General features: G+C 59.1%; 17 protein-coding genes. 16 read left to right on the top strand and 1 reads right to left on the bottom strand.

The features are described 5' to 3' along the window. Positions 1-47: 47 nt before the first annotated feature. Complete coding sequence (locus ACKXF7_RS05505; RefSeq protein ID WP_097781256.1) at positions 48-1,244, bottom strand: acetate/propionate family kinase; 1,197 nt, start codon at positions 1,242-1,244, stop codon at positions 48-50. A gap of 246 nt (positions 1,245-1,490) precedes the next feature. Here ACKXF7_RS05505 and ACKXF7_RS05510 point away from each other — a divergent pair, with 246 nt between their 5' ends. The 16 genes from ACKXF7_RS05510 to rplV all read left to right on the top strand — a co-directional run bounded on the left by ACKXF7_RS05510 (position 1,491) and on the right by rplV (position 16,108). Beyond that, positions 1,491-2,696, top strand: coding sequence for a nucleotidyltransferase family protein (locus ACKXF7_RS05510; protein WP_423742360.1), 1,206 nt, complete (start codon positions 1,491-1,493; stop codon positions 2,694-2,696). 137 nt (positions 2,697-2,833) lie between these two features. Beyond that, entirely contained in the window at positions 2,834-4,150 is a 1,317-nt protein-coding gene (locus ACKXF7_RS05515) for an NAD(P)-dependent oxidoreductase (protein ID WP_249237491.1), read from the top strand. Positions 4,151-4,305: 155 nt separating this feature from the next. Beyond that, positions 4,306-5,856, top strand: a complete 1,551-nt coding sequence (locus tag ACKXF7_RS05520) for a DUF1538 domain-containing protein (RefSeq protein WP_423742361.1) — start codon at positions 4,306-4,308, stop codon at positions 5,854-5,856. A 12-nt stretch (positions 5,857-5,868) separates the two neighbouring features. Further along, positions 5,869-6,570, top strand: a complete 702-nt coding sequence (locus ACKXF7_RS05525; protein WP_423742362.1) for a P-II family nitrogen regulator — start codon at positions 5,869-5,871, stop codon at positions 6,568-6,570. A 114-nt stretch (positions 6,571-6,684) separates the two neighbouring features. Next, on the top strand, positions 6,685-7,563 hold the full coding sequence (locus ACKXF7_RS05530) for a YitT family protein (protein WP_423742363.1): 879 nt from the start codon (positions 6,685-6,687) through the stop codon (positions 7,561-7,563). A 259-nt stretch (positions 7,564-7,822) separates the two neighbouring features. Continuing rightward, a complete protein-coding gene (locus tag ACKXF7_RS05535; RefSeq protein WP_249237487.1) occupies positions 7,823-8,077 on the top strand; it encodes a DUF1858 domain-containing protein in 255 nt (84 codons plus the stop codon). Between the two features lies 1 nt (position 8,078). Beyond that, on the top strand, positions 8,079-8,789 hold the full coding sequence (locus ACKXF7_RS05540) for a class I SAM-dependent methyltransferase (protein ID WP_423742364.1): 711 nt from the start codon (positions 8,079-8,081) through the stop codon (positions 8,787-8,789). 88 nt (positions 8,790-8,877) lie between these two features. After that, positions 8,878-9,654 (top strand): Nif3-like dinuclear metal center hexameric protein, encoded by a 777-nt coding sequence (locus tag ACKXF7_RS05545; protein WP_423742365.1) that lies wholly within the window; start codon positions 8,878-8,880, stop codon positions 9,652-9,654. Positions 9,655-9,846: 192 nt separating this feature from the next. Beyond that, positions 9,847-11,601 carry an Rqc2 family fibronectin-binding protein gene (locus ACKXF7_RS05550; protein ID WP_423742366.1) on the top strand — a complete coding sequence of 585 codons (1,755 nt, stop codon included), beginning with the start codon at positions 9,847-9,849 and terminating at the stop codon, positions 11,599-11,601. A gap of 984 nt (positions 11,602-12,585) precedes the next feature. Then, positions 12,586-12,897 (top strand): 30S ribosomal protein S10, encoded by a 312-nt coding sequence (rpsJ, locus tag ACKXF7_RS05555; RefSeq protein ID WP_005934923.1) that lies wholly within the window; start codon positions 12,586-12,588, stop codon positions 12,895-12,897. Positions 12,898-12,994: 97 nt separating this feature from the next. Then, on the top strand, positions 12,995-13,627 hold the full coding sequence (gene rplC / locus ACKXF7_RS05560) for a 50S ribosomal protein L3 (RefSeq protein WP_005938036.1): 633 nt from the start codon (positions 12,995-12,997) through the stop codon (positions 13,625-13,627). A 14-nt stretch (positions 13,628-13,641) separates the two neighbouring features. After that, entirely contained in the window at positions 13,642-14,265 is a 624-nt protein-coding gene (gene rplD, locus ACKXF7_RS05565) for a 50S ribosomal protein L4 (RefSeq protein WP_005938033.1), read from the top strand. Continuing rightward, positions 14,265-14,561, top strand: coding sequence for a 50S ribosomal protein L23 (gene rplW / locus ACKXF7_RS05570; RefSeq protein ID WP_005938030.1), 297 nt, complete (start codon positions 14,265-14,267; stop codon positions 14,559-14,561). Before rplD ends, rplW begins: the two co-directional genes overlap by 1 nt. Positions 14,562-14,639: 78 nt before the next feature. Beyond that, positions 14,640-15,470, top strand: a complete 831-nt coding sequence (gene rplB, locus ACKXF7_RS05575) for a 50S ribosomal protein L2 (RefSeq protein WP_339394962.1) — start codon at positions 14,640-14,642, stop codon at positions 15,468-15,470. 17 nt (positions 15,471-15,487) lie between these two features. After that, positions 15,488-15,754 (top strand): 30S ribosomal protein S19, encoded by a 267-nt coding sequence (gene rpsS / locus ACKXF7_RS05580; RefSeq protein WP_005921883.1) that lies wholly within the window; start codon positions 15,488-15,490, stop codon positions 15,752-15,754. Between the two features lie 18 nt (positions 15,755-15,772). Next, positions 15,773-16,108 (top strand): 50S ribosomal protein L22, encoded by a 336-nt coding sequence (rplV, locus tag ACKXF7_RS05585; protein ID WP_005921882.1) that lies wholly within the window; start codon positions 15,773-15,775, stop codon positions 16,106-16,108. The last annotated feature ends 9 nt before the right edge of the window (positions 16,109-16,117 follow it).

Genomic DNA, 16,117 nt, shown 5'->3' on the forward strand with positions numbered 1-16,117 from the left:
GCCGCACATTCCGTGCGGCAGCCCCTGCAAAGCCCTTTGGGAAACGATTACTTCTCGAGGACTTCCTTGGTGTCGCGGGCGATCATCAGCTCCTCGTCGGTAGCAATGACCAGAGTGCGCACCTTTGCGCCCCAGGCAGTGATCTCGCACACATCGCCCACGGGGTGCTTGTTCTTCTCGGTATCGATGCGGATGCCCAGCCAATCCATGTGGTGGCAGACCTTTGCACGGGCAATTGCGTCGTGCTCGCCGATGCCGCCGGTGAAGACGATGGCATCCACGCCGCCCATTGCAGCGATGTAAGCGCCAACGGTCTTCTTGATCTGGTAGTTCAGCATGTCGGAAGCCAGCTGTGCGCGCTTGTTGCCGGCAGCAGCTGCCTCTTCCACGTCACGCTTGTCGCTGGAAACACCGGAGATGCCCAGCAGGCCGGACTTCTTGTTCAGGATCTCGTCCAGCTCGTGGCCGGTGATGTTCAGGGTGTACTTCAGGTAGTTGACCACAGAGGGGTCCAGGTCGCCGCAGCGGGTGCCCATCATCAGGCCGGCCAGCGGGGTCATGCCCATGGAGGTGTCCACGACCTTGCCCTGGTCCACAGCGGCAATGGAGGAACCGTTGCCCAGATGGCAGGTGATCAGCTTCAGGCGCTCAATGGGCTCTTCCAGATACTCGGCAGCCTTGTGGGCAACGTACTTGTGGCTGGTGCCGTGGAAGCCGTAGCGACGCACGCCGTACTTCTCGTAGTACTCATACGGAATGGCGTACATATAAGCCTTCGGAGGCATGGTGCTGTGGAAAGCGGTATCGAACACAGCCACCATGGGGATGTTGCCGAACACCTTGCGTGCGGCCTCGATGCCCAGAATGCCGGCGGGGTTGTGCAGGGGAGCCAGAGGGCTCAGCTCGCGGATGGTCTCGATGACCTCGTCGGTGATCAGGCAGCTCTCCTTGAACTTCTCGCCGCCGTGCACGACACGGTGACCGATGGCATCGATCTCGCTGACGTCGTTGATGCACTTGCCTTCGCCGGTGGTCATCTTCTTCACGACCTCGGCAAATGCCTCGGTGTGGGTGGGGAAGATGGCGGGCGTGGTGGCCTTGTGGCCGTTGGCCTCGTGGGTGATCATGCTGCTTTCCATGCCAATGCGCTCGCAAAGGCCCTTGCAAAGCACCTTCTCGCCGTCCATATCGATCAGCTGATACTTCAGGGAAGAAGAGCCGCAGTTAATAACCAGAACTTTCATCTGTGTTGCCTCCTGTATGTTTTTGCTCTGCCCACGTGTGAGGACAGAATTTTACAGATTCCTGTGTTTATTATATAATAGGGTGGGCAGCTTTTCAAGCCGCAACCCGGGCAAAGCGATAAAACTTGTGTACAAGGTTTTTGTATATCCTGCCTATTATTGCAGAAAGGCTAGGCTTTTTTCTGTGAATGCGATATAAATTTAACAATCTTTTCGGGACACAGCGGCCCTTTTAAGGAGAACTCTATGAAGTTTGCAGGCATCATCGCGGAATACGACCCCTTTCACAACGGCCATGCATGGCAGCTGGCGCAGGCAAAAGCGCTGGGCGCAGAGCATGTGGCGGTGGCCATGAGCTGCGGACTGACCCAGCGCGGGAGCCTGCCGCTGCTGCCGGAAGCGGTGCGGGTGCAGGCCGCACTGCAATGCGGGGCAGATTTGATATTTGCCCTGCCTGCACCCTGTGCCTGTGCGGGGGCAGAGGCTTTTGCCCGGGCGGGGGTGCGCATCCTTGCAGCCGCCGGGTGTGATGCGCTGGTGTTCGGGGCAGAGACGCCGGACGCGGCCCTGCTGATGGAAGCGGCCCGGGTGCTGTGCAGCACAGCCTACCGCACCGAGTTGAAACAGCAGCTGGCCGCCGGTGCCCGAAGCTTTGCCGCCGCGCGGCAGGCAGCGGTGGAAGCGCTTTGTCCGGGCACGGCGCTGGCCGCACTGCTGGATAAGCCCAACAACAATCTGGCAGTGGAATACTGCAAGGCCATTCTGGAACAGGAAGCACCCATGACCCCGGTGCCGCTGCCCCGCGTGGGGGCGGGCCACGGGCAGGCCCTTGCCGAAAGCGGCCACGCACAGTTTGCCAGCGCCAGCGCGCTGCGCGCCCTCTGGGCAGAGCAGGGAGCGGATGCGCTGGCTCCTTATGTGCCGGAAAAAGCACTGGAACTGTATAAAAAAGCGGAAATTGACGGAACGTATACCGACTACACCGCAGCGGGCCGGTGTCAGCTGACTCTGCTGCGGGCGGCCTGTGCCCGGCCGGAACCTTTTGCCGCAGTGCGGGGCGTTTCCGAGGGGCTGGACCACCGGCTGGAAAACGCCGTGCGCAGCTGTACCGGCCTGCCCCAGCTGCTGGACGCGCTGACCACGGTGCGTTACCCCCGGGCCCGGATGCGCCGTCTTGCCATGGACGCCGCACTGGGCTATGAGGTGGAGACAGCGCCCGCGCTGCCGCCGTATCTGCACCTGCTGGGGGCCCGGCGGGAAGCTCTGCCGATGCTCAAAAATACGGCCCTGCCGGTGAGCCATTCGCTGGCAAAGCTGGAAAAAGAAAATGCAGACTGCGCCCGCATGGCGGCGGCACAGGCAGCAGCCAGCGATTTTGGCGCACTGTGCCGCCGGGTGCCCGGTCCGATGGGGGGAGTATATCGTCAAAAAATTATCTTTTTGACGAATTGACAAAAAATAATCGAAAAAAACTTATGCAGAAACACTTGTGTCCGGACGGTTTGTGGTGTATGATTAGAGCAGTGCAATGTTGGATACAACAAATGAGAATGGAATCAGAAAACCGCACGCAATAAGGAGGAAACTTCATGGCACTTCACGTTCTGGACGAAGCCAACCGCTGCCTGGGCTGCAAAAAGCCGCTGTGCCAGCAGGGCTGCCCCATCCACACCAATATCCCGGAGGTCATCCGTCTGCTCAAGGCAAACCAGATGGACGAAGCCGGCAGGATGCTGTTTGAAAATAACCCGCTGACCACCGTTTGTGCGCTGGTGTGCAACCACGAGAACCAGTGCGAAGGCCACTGTGTGCGCAACCGGATGCCCAGCCACGACCCGGTGCACTTCTCCATTATTGAAGATTACATTTCCACGACCTACGCCAACAAAATGACCGCCGGCCCTGCCCCCAAAAACGGCATGAAGGCGGCAGTCGTTGGCTCTGGCCCGGCGGGCCTGACCATTGCGGTGCTGCTGGCACGCTGGGGCTACGATGTGACCATCTTTGATGCCCGCGATAAGATCGGCGGCGTCATGCGCTACGGCATTCCCAACTACCGCCTGCCGGACAGCGTGCTGGACGATTTCCAGTACCGCCATCTGGAGCTGAAGGGCATCAAAGTGCGGCCCAACACCACCATCGGCAAGACCATCACCATCGATGACCTGTTCCGCGACGGCTACAAGAGCGTGTTCATCGGTGCCGGTCTGTGGAAGGCAAACGCCATGCATATCAAGGGCGAGACGCTGGGCAATGTAGCCTTTGGCATCGACTATCTGGCAAACTCCAAGGCGTTCCGTCTGGGTGATGATATTGCTGTGATCGGCGTGGGCAACTCTGCCATGGACTGCGCCCGCACCGCCATCCGCAACGGTGCCCGCCACGTCACCTGCTATGCCCGCCGTGACGAGAGCTGCATCAGCGCCTCCGAGTACGAGGTGAGCTATGCAAAGCTGGAGGGCGTGGGCTTCCGCTTCTGCAAGGCACCGGTGGAGATCCGGGAGAACGGCCTGATCTGCCGCGATACCGTCAAGGGCGAGGACGGTAAATTTACGCAGGTGGAGGGCAGCGAGACCTTCTACCCCCACACCGGCGTCATCGTCTCGGTAAGTCAGGGCTCTGAGAGCAACCTCGTCAAGACCACCACCGGCATCGAGACCAACCAGAAGGGCCTGCTCACCGTCAGCGAGGACGGCAGCACCACCCGCGAGGGCGTGTTTGCCGGCGGCGACGCCGTGATGGGTGCCCGCACCGTGGTGGAGGCGGTGGCTGTGGCCAAGAAGGTGGCCGAATCCATGGACGCCTACATGAAGAGCCTGCCCGCAGAAGAAGCAGCTGATCCCTATGCCGATATCCCGGTGTTCCAGACCCCCACCTCGGACGTGCTGGCAAAGCAGGAGATTTGACGAAATAAAGACAAAGTTGGAAGAAACTGTAAAGCTTCTGCGTCTTTGCCGATCTTTGCCGCTCCGTTTGTTGACGGGGCGGCTTTTGCCTTGTATACTATTCATATACTTGTTTCCGATTTGTACAAACTGGAAACAAAGAACAGCGAAAGGCGGTGGACGCTATCCTGAAAGCATCCCTCCCGAAACTGCGGGAAAAACTATTGGAAGCGCTGCAGGCAGTGCTGCCCATTGCAGCCATCGTGCTGGTGCTCTGCTTTACCATTGCACCGGTGTCACCCAGTATCCTGCTGTGCTTTCTGCTGGGCGCAGCCATGATCGTGCTGGGCATCATGTTCTTCACACTGGGCGCAGAGATGAGCATGACCCCCATGGGCGAGCGAGTGGGCGCGGTGATCACCAAAAGCCGGAAGCTGCCGGTGATTTTGGGCATCGGCTTCCTGCTGGGCTTTCTCATCACCATCTCGGAGCCGGACCTGCAGGTGCTGGCAAATCAGGTACCCGCGATCCCCAACACGACCCTTATCCTGTCGGTGGCGGCAGGCGTGGGCCTGTTTCTGGTGTTTGCCTTCCTGCGAATGCTCATCGGCATCTCGCTGCCCCGGCTGCTGGTGCTGTTTTACAGCATCATCTTTCTTCTGGCGGTCTTTGTGCCCCGGGAGTTCCTTGCGGTGGCCTTTGATTCCGGCGGCGTGACCACCGGCCCCATGACGGTGCCCTTCATCATGGCACTGGGTGTGGGTGTGTCAGCTATCCGCGGCGACCGCCACGCGGCGGATGACAGCTTTGGCTTGGTGGCCATGTGCTCCATTGGCCCCATTCTGGCTGTGCTCATTCTGGGCATCGTATTCCGCGCCTCGGACAGCACCTATATCCCGCCGGTGCTGCCGGAGGTGAGCGACTCGGTGGAGCTGTGGCAGCTGTTCCATGTCAGTCTGCCTACTTATTTAAAGGAGATCGCCGGTTCTCTGCTGCCTATCATCGTGATGTTCGGCATTTTTCAATTTGTGGCCCTGCACATGGATGGCCGCTCTCTGGGCCGCATTGCGGTGGGCCTTGCCTACACCTATGTGGGTCTGGTGCTGTTCCTCACCGGTGCAAACGTCGGCTTTATGCCTGCCGGTAATTATCTGGGTCAGGTGCTGGCCGGGCAGAGCTTCCGCTGGATCATCATTCCCATCGGAATGCTCATCGGTTACTTCATCGTCAAGGCCGAGCCGGCCGTCTATGTGCTGAACAGGCAGGTGGAAGAGGTGACCGACGGTGCCATCTCGGCGCAGGCCATGGGCACAGCCCTTTCGGCAGGCGTGTCCATTTCGGTGGGCCTTGCCATGGTGCGGGTGCTCACCGGCATTTCCATCCTGTGGTTCCTCGTGCCGGGCTATGTGTTTGCCATCGGCATCTCCTTTGTGGTGTCAAAGCTGTTCACCGCCATTGCGTTTGACGCGGGCGGCGTGGCATCCGGCCCCATGACGGCCACCTTCCTGCTGCCGCTGGCACAGGGCGCCTGCGTGGCCGTGGGCGGCAATATCGTCACCGATGCCTTTGGCGTGGTGGCAATGGTCGCCATGACGCCGCTCATCACGGTGCAGCTGATGGGCCTTGTGGCACAGCTCAAGACCCGCAAGGCACGGCAGGCGCAGCATGCCGCCGCACAGGCCTTTGCCTTTGCCGGTCTGGCGGACGATGATATCATTGAACTGTAAGGAGGGCGCGGCATGAGTTCGTTGTTTTTGATGGTGACCATCACCGACCGCCGCTCCACCGATGCCTTTTTGCAGCTGTATGAGCAGCGCGGCGTGGATGTGAACCTGCGCACGGTGGGCAGCGGCACAGCGGTGCGGGAGACTCTGGCCACGCTGGGTCTGGAAAAGACCGAGAAGGCGGTGCTGCTGGCGGTGGCGACAGAGGATACATGGAAGGCCGTCCGGACAGACCTGCGCCGCAAAATGCGCATCGACGTGCCGGGCACCGGCATTGCATTCACGGTGCCGCTGAGCAGCATCGGCGGCAGAAGGGCGCTGATGTTCCTCACCCAGCACCAGCCGCTGACATTGAAGGAGGAGAGCACCTTGAAGGATACCCGTTACGAACTGCTGCTGGTGATCGCCAATCAGGGCCACACCGGTGCCATTATGGATGCCGCCCGCGCCGCAGGTGCCGGCGGTGGCACGGTGATCCATGCCAAGGGCACCGGCATGGAGGGCGCAGCCCAGTTCCTTGGTGTGGAGCTGGTGAACGAAAAAGAGCTGGTGCTCATCGTGGCCCGCACACCGGAAAAGAACCGCATCATGAAGGCCATCATGGACGGTGCCGGGCCCAAGGCGGGCGCGATCGTATTCTCGCTGCCGGTAACGGATACTGCCGGTCTGCGTCTGCTGGAGGACGAGGAGCCGGTGCAGGAAACCTCTGCGCAGTAAACAACAAAATGTAATTTATTCCGGGAATATTCCGCATTTATGGGCGAAACGCTTGATAAATGCGGAATTTTTCGTTATCATAGAAGAAAGAAATTCAAGAATGAGGGACAAAAGATGATAAAGCTTTCATATGAGCAGCAGATCGCATTCAATTCGCTGTCCATCATCGTGGGCAATGCACTGTATGCGCTCACGGTGGTGCTGTTTCTTGTGCCGTCAGGCCTGATCACCGGCGGTGCTACCGGCATCGCACTGGGTATCAACCGTGCATTGGGACTGCCGGTGTCCGGTGTGCTGTTCGTCATCAACATGACCATGCTTGCGGTGGGCTGGGTGCTGCTGGGGCGGCGCTTTGCGGTCACCACCGTTGCCAGCACCCTTCTGAGCCCCCTGTTTCTGGCCCTGTGGGAGCGGGTGTTCGCGGACTTTGTGCTCACCGATGATCTGGTGCTCAACACCATCTTTGCAGGCTTTGGCGTAGGCATTTCGCTGGGCATCACCATCCGGGCAGGCGCATCCACCGGCGGCATGGACATCCCTCCGCTGGTGCTGAACAAATATTTCCACATCCCGGTGTCGGCCAGTATGATGGTGTTCGATATGCTCATCCTCTGCCTGCAGGCGGCGTTCAGCCCGCTGCAGCAGTGTCTGTACGGCATCGTGATGGTGATCGTGTATACGGTGGTGCTGGACAAGGTGCTTCTCTTCGGCACCACCCGCACCGAGGTGAAGATCATCAGCCAGCACGCCGATGACATCCGGGAAGCGATCTTCACCCAGCTGGACCGGGGTGTGACCGTGCTGCATGGCGAGGGAGGCTACAGCCACGAGCCGGAGCAGGTGCTGCTGAGCGTCGTGAGCAACCGCCAGCTGCCGAAGCTGGAAAAGCTGGCCCATGCCATCGACCCCACCTGCTTTATGATCGTGAGCCATGTAACGGAAGTGAGCGGGCGCGGCTTCTCGCTGGAAAAGGACTATCAGGCAGGAGAGTGAGCGAATCCTCTCAGTCACGCCTGACGGCGTGCCAGCTCCCCCTGAGAGGAAAGACTTCCCCCGGCCGGGGGAAGATGTCGTGCAGCGACAAAAGGGGGAATCTGACGAACGGAGTGAGCCTGAGAGGGTTGACTGCAAAAGCCTTCGGAGGCGGGCGGATTTTCCGTAAGGCTCTTGCAAAACTGCCCCGGTTTGGGGTATATTATAGAGGAACAGCAGGGTTTGCTGTCAATGCCCCCAAACAGAAAGGAAAAACATCATGTTTGATATTTTCAATATGCTCAAAAAGGAAGAACACAAGGACGCAAAGCAGGTGACCCGCGATACCATCATTGGCGATATCCTGGATATGGACCAGACCACCGCTCCCTACTTCATGGAGATCGGCATGCACTGTCTGGGCTGCCCCGCATCCCGCGGCGAGAGCATCGAGGAGGCCTGTGCTGTCCACGGCGTGGACTGCGATGAGCTGATCGAGAAGCTGAACGAGCATCTGGCAGCAAAGAAGGCATAAATTGCTGCCCACACTGGATGCGCGTCTGGCTGCCGCCGCAGAGCTTGTGCGGCCGGGAGAGCCGGTGGCGGACATTGGCTGCGACCACGGCAAGCTGACAGCGGTGCTGGCAGCTTCGGGCCGGTACCCGAAGGTGATCGGTGCCGACCTGCGGCCCGGCCCGCTGGCAAAGGCAGAGCAGACGCTGGAACATGCAGGCTGTAAAGACCGCGCTGAGCTTCGGCTTGGCGACGGTCTTTCTGTGCTTACGGAGAATGAGGTGGGCAGCATCGTGCTGGCGGGCGTTTCCGCTCAGACCACATGGGAGATTTTGGAGAAGGCACCGTGGGTGTTCACTGCACGCGGGCCGCGGATGATCATGATCCCGGCCACCCGCCACGACGCGCTGCGCCGCTGGCTGTGGGAGCACGGCTTCCGTTTTGTGGCAGACCGCCCGGTGCAGGCGGCGGGCCGCTGGTATGCGGTGATGGCGGCAGAGTACACCGGCGAGGTGTATGCGCCCACCTTTGCCGAGTGCCTGTTCGGCGGCACAGGCGTCTGGCCCGAGGGAAAAGGCTATGCCGACTGGCAGAAGGCAAAGCTGCCCCGGATGCGCCTTGGCGTACCGGATGGCAGCGCACTGGCGCAGGAAATCGATCGTTTATTAGCTGGCTTGCCCTCTCAGGCCGCTTCGCGTCCAGCTCTCCCAAAGGGAGAGCCTTTGGCAAAATGATGAACGCTGCATGGAATGCCAAGGTCTCTCACCATGGGAGAGGTGGCATTGCGTAAGCAATGACGGAGAGGGCGAGGATGGTGAAGATATGATAACAGTTAATCAGGTATACGAAGCAATGCAGGCCATCGCGCCGCTGGAACTGGCCGAAAGCTGGGACAATCCCGGCCTGCTGGTGGACTGCGGCGGCGCGGTGCACCGGGTGCTGACGGCGCTGGACATCACCCCTGAGGTGGTGGAGGAAGCCGCCGCAAAGCAGTGTGAGATGATTGTGTCCCACCACCCGGTCATTTTTGACCCGCTCAAAAGGCTGGGCCCGCAGGATGTGCCGTTCCAGCTGGTGCGGGCGGGCATTTCTGCCGTCTGTATGCACACCAATCTGGACGCTGCAGAGGGCGGCGTGAACGAGGTGCTTGCGGGCATTTTCGGCATGAAGGACATGGAAACCTTTGCCGAGGGCTGCGGCCGCGTGGGTGCCATTGAGAAGATCACGGTCCCGGAGCTTGCCCGCAAGGCGCAGCAGGAGCTTGCCGTGCGCTGCAACGCACCCGCCGTCGGCCCGGTGGTGCAGGTGAAGTTTGCGGATGCCGGCCGGCCGGTGAAGCGGCTGGCGGTCATCAGCGGCGCAGGCGGGAGCCTGTTTGCCGATGCCCTCGCCATGGGGGCCGACTGCCTGCTGACCGGCGAAGCCAACCATCACCATGCCATCGACGCAAAGCGGCTGGGGCTTTCGCTCATTGCTGCGGGCCACTACGCCACCGAATTCCCGGTGACCGCCGTTGTGGCGGCAAAGCTGCGTGCCGCCCTGCCGGAGCTGGACGTGCTGGTGAGCACCGAAAACCGGGACCCGTATACGTATTTGTGAGGGAAAGCCGCTGCTTTTTCTTGCAGCGATTTTCCGGCTGAGATGAAGATTGCCGCTGCGGCCCCTTCTGTGAAAGAGTAATTCGGCAAAGCCCGCAGGCTTTGCCGAATTACAAATACAAATAAAAATTCCGCTGATTATGGCCAAAGCGAACGCGGCGGCCATTTAAAATCGTTAAACGAGGTAAACACTATGGCATTGGATGCCGCGACACTGGCCCTTACGGCAGCAGAGCTCAAAGCAACGCTGACCGACGCCAAGATCGCAAAACTATTTGAACCCACCCGCGATGAGCTGGTGCTCACCCTGCGCACCCGCACGGATACCTATGCGCTGCTGCTTTCGGCCCGCAGCGGTTCCGCCCGGGTGTGCCTGACCGAAGAAAGCTTTGAAAACCCGGAGACGCCGCCCTCCTTCTGCATGCTGATGCGCAAGCACCTGACCGGCGGCAGGCTGCTGGATGTGCACATGGAGCCGGGAGACCGCATCGTCTACTTTGATTTTCAGTGCACCAACGAAATGGGCGACCTTGTGCGCAACACCCTGTGTGCCGAGCTGATGGGCCGCTACTCCAATCTGGTGCTGGTGCAGAACGGTAAAATCATCGATGCACTCAAGCGGGTGGATTTTGAGGACAGCGATGTGCGCCAGCTGCTGCCGGGCCTGCCCTATACTACGCCCCCCAAGCCCGCCCGTCCGGATTTTCTGCTGGTGAGCGCGGCGTCCATCGTGTCGGCCGCCTGTGAACAGGATCTTCCGGTAGCAGATGCCCTGAACAAGACCGTGGCTGGCGTGGGCCCGGTGGTCTGCCGGGAAGCCGCATGGCGCGCCTTCGACGGGGAGCACTTGATCGCCAACGAGCTGACCGGGGAGCAGAAGCGCCGCCTGATGGCCTCCATCGATGAACTGAAGGAGATCCATGAGAACGGCGGCTGTCCCTGCAGCGTCACCGACCCCAGCGGCAAGCCCATCGAGTATACCTTCTTCCGCCCGCAGCAGTACGGCGAAAAATATATAATAAAGGAGTGGCCCTCCTTCAACGCCATGCTGGAGGGCTACTACGCCGAGAAGGACCGCGCGGAACGCCTGCGCACCAAAAGCAAGGAGCTGCACAAGGCGGTGCACAATATGTACGAGCGTGCCGTCCGCAAGCAGGCGGCACGTCAGGAAGAACTGGCCGCCAGCGGCAAGAGCGAAAAGCTGCGGCTGTACGGCGAGCTGCTTTCCGCCAACCTCTATCTGGCCCAGAAGGGCATGAAGAGCATCACGGTGCCCAACTGGTACGACGAGGGCAAAGAGGTGACCATCCCGCTGGACCTGCGCTTCACCCCCAGCCAGAACGCCCAGAACTTCTTCAAGAACTATAAAAAGAAGCAGACCGCCGCCCGGATGCTGGTGGACCTGCTGGCCGAGGGTGAAAAGGAGATCGCCTATCTGGAAACGGTGCTCTACGAGGTGGAGTCCGCTTCCGGTGAAGCGGCCCTCAACGAGATCCGGGCAGAGCTGAAGAGTCAGGGCTACCTGAAATACTACAAGCAGCGGGATAAGCGCCAGAAGCCTGCAGATTTCCTGCGGTTCACTTCCACCGATGGCTTTGAGATACTGGTGGGCCGCAACAACGCCCAGAACGACAAGCTCACCCTCCACACCGCCCGGGGCAAAGACCTGTGGTTCCATGTGCAGAAAGCCCCCGGCAGCCACGTTGTGGTCATGAGCCGGGGCGAGGAGATCCCGGACACCACCAAGCAGGAAGCTGCGGAGCTGGCAGTCGTCTACTCCAGCACCTACAAGGCAGGCACCGGCGCCAAGGTGGCGGTGGACACCACTGAGGTGAAGAACATCTGGAAAGCCAGCGGTGCCAAGCCCGGCATGGTGCTGTATGAGGTGTACACCACGGTCTACATCACGCCCCGGGATGGGTTGGCGGAACAGCTGAAGAAGAAATGACGATTTGAAATTGTCTCCGCTTCGCTCTGACAATATTAGAGGAAAAATTATTTTTAATGTTTGCAAACCGGCAAAGCCTGCGGGCTTTGCCGGTTTGCTTTTTCACGGGAAGGGGTCGTAGAGGGAAGCGGCAGCTTGCCGACGCTTGTTTCCTTCGGAAACGGTCGCGTGGCAGGGAAGCAACCTCGCCCTCTCCGTCAGTTCGCTTCGCTCACTGCCACCTCTCCCAAAGGGAGAGGCCTTGGCATGGCGGTAAAGTTTCCGGCTCAAGTGCCAAGTGACCGGTTTCGCCAGAGGCTCTCCCTTTGGGAGAGCTGGCGCGTTAGCGCCTGAGAGGGCGAGGACGCTTGCGGGGGGAGCTGGCAAAGCCGACAGGCTTTGACTGAGAGGGCGAGGACGGTAGAGCTCCGGCCCTGCTTTTTATTATATAGGTATAAAAGCGGCAGAACGGTCCATACTAAGCACTGCGCAGCGGGCACGGCAGAGTTTTCCACCGGCAGAAAAGCCTGCGGATTGTGCATCTTGCACAGAAAATGCGCTCTTTGACAAAACGGAGAAAATAAAAAAGAAAATTCGTTCTTTTTTCTAAAAAACACTTGCCAAATGCACGAAGGTGTGATAGAATAATTCTCGGCTGCAAAGGGCTTGTGCGATACAAGTCGTGCAGGCCAGCGATATGCGTAGATGCGGGAGGTTGTCATCCGGCGATAGCTGCGATGGGTTATTTCCGCGGAGTATGTCCGATCTTAGAACCGGGCGAAAGAATTACTGACAGCGATGGAATACGTTCCCTCGGCAGAGAAGTTACTCCTCTGCGAAACGGGCGGAACCAATGTTCGGATTTGATTTGCTAATATGTTTCCGGGGGAACTGCCATGCGGTTCACCGGTTTTTATAGTGCCAAATCGAGGAACACCCGGAACTGTGTAGAGCAATTTATCGGCTCGCCTAGGGCAAAATCAATTTTTTCAGGAGGCGTAAGCAATGGCAGTCAAAGAGAAAATCAGAATCCGTCTGCAGAGCTATGATGCTCAGCTGATCGATGCCGCAGCAGAGAAGATCGTGGAGACCGCAAAGCACACCGGTGCACGCGTGTCCGGCCCCATCCCCCTGCCCACCGATCGTGAGATCGTTACCGTTCTGCGTGCTACCCACAAGTACAAGGATAGCCGCGAGCAGTTCGAGAGCCGCACTCATAAGCGTCTGATCGACATTCTGAAGCCGTCCAACAAGACGGTCGAGGCTCTGATGAGCCTCCAGCTCCCCGCTGGCGTGGACATCGAGATCAAGCTGTAAAAGACACTCGATCAAATTCGATGCCCTCGTTTCCCGAGGGGTCATGTTGGCAGTGACGTGCGCTGCCAACCAATAACCTTTACAGGAGGAAAAGAAAATGGTTAAAGGCATTATCGGCAAGAAAGTCGGTATGACTCAGCTGTTCGACGCGAACGGCAAGGTCGTTCCCGTCACCGTCATCGAGGCTGGTCCCTGCACCGTCGTGCAGAAGAAGACCGTCGAGAGCGATGGCTACCAGGCTGTTCAGCTGGGCTTCGGCGAGGTTTCCGCCAAGAAGGTCAACAAGGCAGCTGCAGGCCACTTCAAGAAGGCAAACGTTGCCCCCAAGAAGACCCTGCGCGAGTTCCGTCTGGAAGATGTTTCCGCAATGAACGTTGGCGACGTGCTGAAGGCTGATGTCTTCGCAGAGGGCGACAAGGTGGACGTTGTGGGCGTTTCCAAGGGCAAGGGCTACCAGGGCGTTATCAAGCGCTACGGTCAGCACCGTCTGCGTGAGAGCCACGGCACCGGTCCTGTTGCTCGTCATGCAGGTTCCAACGGTTCCACTTCTACCCCTGCTCGCGTGTTCCCCGGCAAGCGCCTGCCCGGCCACATGGGCTTTGTGCGCGTCACCGTGCAGAACTTGACTGTTGTCAAGGTTGACACCGAGAACAATCTGATCGCTGTCAAGGGTGCGGTCCCCGGTTCCAAGGGCACCATCATCACTCTGGCCAACAGCGTGAAGGCGTAAGGAGGAAAGCTACAATGGCAAAGTTTAACGTAGTCGATATGAACGGTCAGCATGTTAGCGAGATCGAGCTTTCCGACGCCGTGTTCGGTATCACCCCGAACGAGAAGGCTGTCCACATTGCTGTGGTGAACTTCCTGGCCAACCAGCGTCAGGGCACCCAGAACACCAAGATCCGCATGGAAGTTTCCGGCGGCGGCAAGAAGCCCTGGCGTCAGAAGGGCACCGGCCACGCTCGTCAGGGTTCCATCCGTGCACCGCAGTGGACTCACGGCGGCGTCGCTCTGGGCCCCAAGCCCCGCAGCTACAACTACCACATCAACAACAAGGTCAAGCGCCTGGCTCTGCTGAGCGTGTTGTCCGACAAGGCTGCCAATGGCAACATGGTCGTTGTTGACAAGTTCGCTTGCGATGAGTACAAGACCAAGACCGTGGTTGCAATGCTGAACGCTGTTGGCGCCGGCAAGAAGAACCTGCTGGTCAATGAGACTGTCGATGCAAAGTTCGTCAAGAGCGCTGGCAACATTGCCGGTGTGAAGACCACCTTCGCAGGCAGCGTGAACACCTACGATGTGCTGAACGCCGACAAGCTGATCATCAGCGTCGACGCAGCTAAGAAGCTCGAGGAGGTGCTTGGCTAATGAAAACCGCACATGATATCATCCTGAAGCCGGTCATTACCGAGAACTCCATGGCTGGCATCGCTGACAAGAAGTACACCTTCAAGGTCGCTACCGATGCTACCAAGGTCGAGATCGCTCAGGCCGTTGAGGTCCTGTTCCCGGGCGCTAAGGTCGCAAAGGTCAACACCATCTCTGTGCGCGGTCGTTTCCGCCGCCAGGGCATGCACGCCGGTTACACCGCTGCATCCAAGAAGGCTATCGTGACCCTGACCAAGGACTCCAAGGAAATCGAGTTCTTCAACAGCATGGTCTAAGCCGAACCCGCCGAGGGTTCCTCTATGGGGATATGACCCCGATAATAATTCATAAGATAAACAAAGGAGAATAGCACTATGGCTATCAAGAAGTATGGCCCCACTACTCCGGGCCGCCGCGGCATGACCGTCACGGATTACAGCGTCCTGTCTAAGGTCGCTCCCGAGCGCAGCCTGCTGGAGCCCATGAAGAAGCACAGCGGCCGCAACAACACCGGTCGCATCACCGTCCGTCATCAGGGCGGCGGCAACCGCACCAAGTATCGTGTCATCGACTTCAAGCGTCAGAAGACCGATATGCCCGCTACCGTCAAGACTCTCGAGTATGATCCGAACCGCAGCGCATTCATCGCTCTGGTCGAGTACACCGATGGCGTCAAGAGCTACATCATTGCTCCTGATGGCCTGAAGGTGGGCGATGTGGTCATCAGCAGCAAGTCTGCCGACATCAAGCCCGGCAACTGCCTGCCCTTCGAGAACATCCCCGTCGGTACCATCATCCACAACATCGAGCTGTATCCCGGCCGCGGCGCTCAGCTGGTTCGTTCCGCTGGCAACATGGCTCAGCTGATGGCTAAGGAGAACGGCTACGCTCTGGTTCGTCTGCCCTCCGGTGAGATGCGCAACGTGCCCCTGAACTGCACCGCAGTCATCGGTCAGGTTTCCAACATCGACCACGAGAACGTCAACCTGGGCAAGGCTGGCCGCAAGCGCCACATGGGCGTCCGTCCCGGCAGCCGTGGTACCGTCATGAACCCCTGCGACCATCCCCACGGTGGTGGCGAGGGCCGCGCACCTGTTGGTCACTCCGGTCCTATGACTCCCTGGGGCAAGCCCGCTCTGGGTCTCAAGACTCGCAAGCATCATAAGCGCTCCGATAAGCTGATCGTGAAGCGTGCAGGTAAGTAAGAGAGGAGTTTAAGACAATGGGTAGAAGCATTAAAAAAGGACCTTTCGTCCAGGCTGCTCTTATGAAGCACGTTGAAGCGATGAACGCTTCCGGCAAGAAGCAGGTCATCAAGACCTGGAGCCGCGCCTCCACGATCTTCCCCGAATTCGTTGGTCACACCTTTGCCGTCCACGACGGCCGCAAGCATGTGCCTGTGTATGTGACTGAGGACATGGTTGGCCACAAGCTGGGTGAGTTCGTTCCCACCCGTACCTTCAAGGGCCACACTGGTAATTCTAAGTAATAGAGGGAGGAACACAACATGGAAGCTCGGGCAATTCTTCGTTATGCCCGCATTAGTCCTCGTAAGGTGTCTATCGTTATGGACCTGATCCGTAACAAGCCCCTGGACGAAGCGCTGGCAATCCTGCAGTACACCCCGAAGGCAGCTTGTGAGCCCCTTCTGAAGCTGGTGAAGTCTGCAGCCGCTAATGCGGAAAACAACTTCAATATGGACAAGAACAACCTCTACGTCGCCGAGTGCTACGTCTGCCCCGGCCCGACGCTGAAGCGCATGATGCCTCGTGCACAGGGCCGCGGCTACCGCATCCTGAAGCGCACCAGCCACATGACCGTTGTTCTGAAAGAGAAAGAGTAAGGAGGGAAA

The organism is Faecalibacterium sp. 7, from assembly GCF_049562865.1.
GTDB classification, from domain to species: Bacteria; Bacillota; Clostridia; order Oscillospirales; family Ruminococcaceae; genus Faecalibacterium; species Faecalibacterium wellingii.

What these genes read in the sequence shown, in the direction of transcription:
- ACKXF7_RS05505 (WP_097781256.1), bottom strand. Translation starts at nt 1,244, where the DNA reads ATGAAAGTTCTGGTTATTAACTGCGGCTCTTCTTCCCTGAAGTATCAG.
- ACKXF7_RS05510 (WP_423742360.1), top strand. Translation starts at nt 1,491, where the DNA reads ATGAAGTTTGCAGGCATCATCGCGGAATACGACCCCTTTCACAACGGC.
- ACKXF7_RS05515 (WP_249237491.1), top strand. Translation starts at nt 2,834, where the DNA reads ATGGCACTTCACGTTCTGGACGAAGCCAACCGCTGCCTGGGCTGCAAA.
- ACKXF7_RS05525 (WP_423742362.1), top strand. Translation starts at nt 5,869, where the DNA reads ATGAGTTCGTTGTTTTTGATGGTGACCATCACCGACCGCCGCTCCACC.
- ACKXF7_RS05530 (WP_423742363.1), top strand. Translation starts at nt 6,685, where the DNA reads ATGATAAAGCTTTCATATGAGCAGCAGATCGCATTCAATTCGCTGTCC.
- ACKXF7_RS05535 (WP_249237487.1), top strand. Translation starts at nt 7,823, where the DNA reads ATGTTTGATATTTTCAATATGCTCAAAAAGGAAGAACACAAGGACGCA.
- ACKXF7_RS05545 (WP_423742365.1), top strand. Translation starts at nt 8,878, where the DNA reads ATGATAACAGTTAATCAGGTATACGAAGCAATGCAGGCCATCGCGCCG.
- ACKXF7_RS05550 (WP_423742366.1), top strand. Translation starts at nt 9,847, where the DNA reads ATGGCATTGGATGCCGCGACACTGGCCCTTACGGCAGCAGAGCTCAAA.
- rpsJ (WP_005934923.1), top strand. Translation starts at nt 12,586, where the DNA reads ATGGCAGTCAAAGAGAAAATCAGAATCCGTCTGCAGAGCTATGATGCT.
- rplC (WP_005938036.1), top strand. Translation starts at nt 12,995, where the DNA reads ATGGTTAAAGGCATTATCGGCAAGAAAGTCGGTATGACTCAGCTGTTC.
- rplD (WP_005938033.1), top strand. Translation starts at nt 13,642, where the DNA reads ATGGCAAAGTTTAACGTAGTCGATATGAACGGTCAGCATGTTAGCGAG.
- rplW (WP_005938030.1), top strand. Translation starts at nt 14,265, where the DNA reads ATGAAAACCGCACATGATATCATCCTGAAGCCGGTCATTACCGAGAAC.
- rplB (WP_339394962.1), top strand. Translation starts at nt 14,640, where the DNA reads ATGGCTATCAAGAAGTATGGCCCCACTACTCCGGGCCGCCGCGGCATG.
- rpsS (WP_005921883.1), top strand. Translation starts at nt 15,488, where the DNA reads ATGGGTAGAAGCATTAAAAAAGGACCTTTCGTCCAGGCTGCTCTTATG.
- rplV (WP_005921882.1), top strand. Translation starts at nt 15,773, where the DNA reads ATGGAAGCTCGGGCAATTCTTCGTTATGCCCGCATTAGTCCTCGTAAG.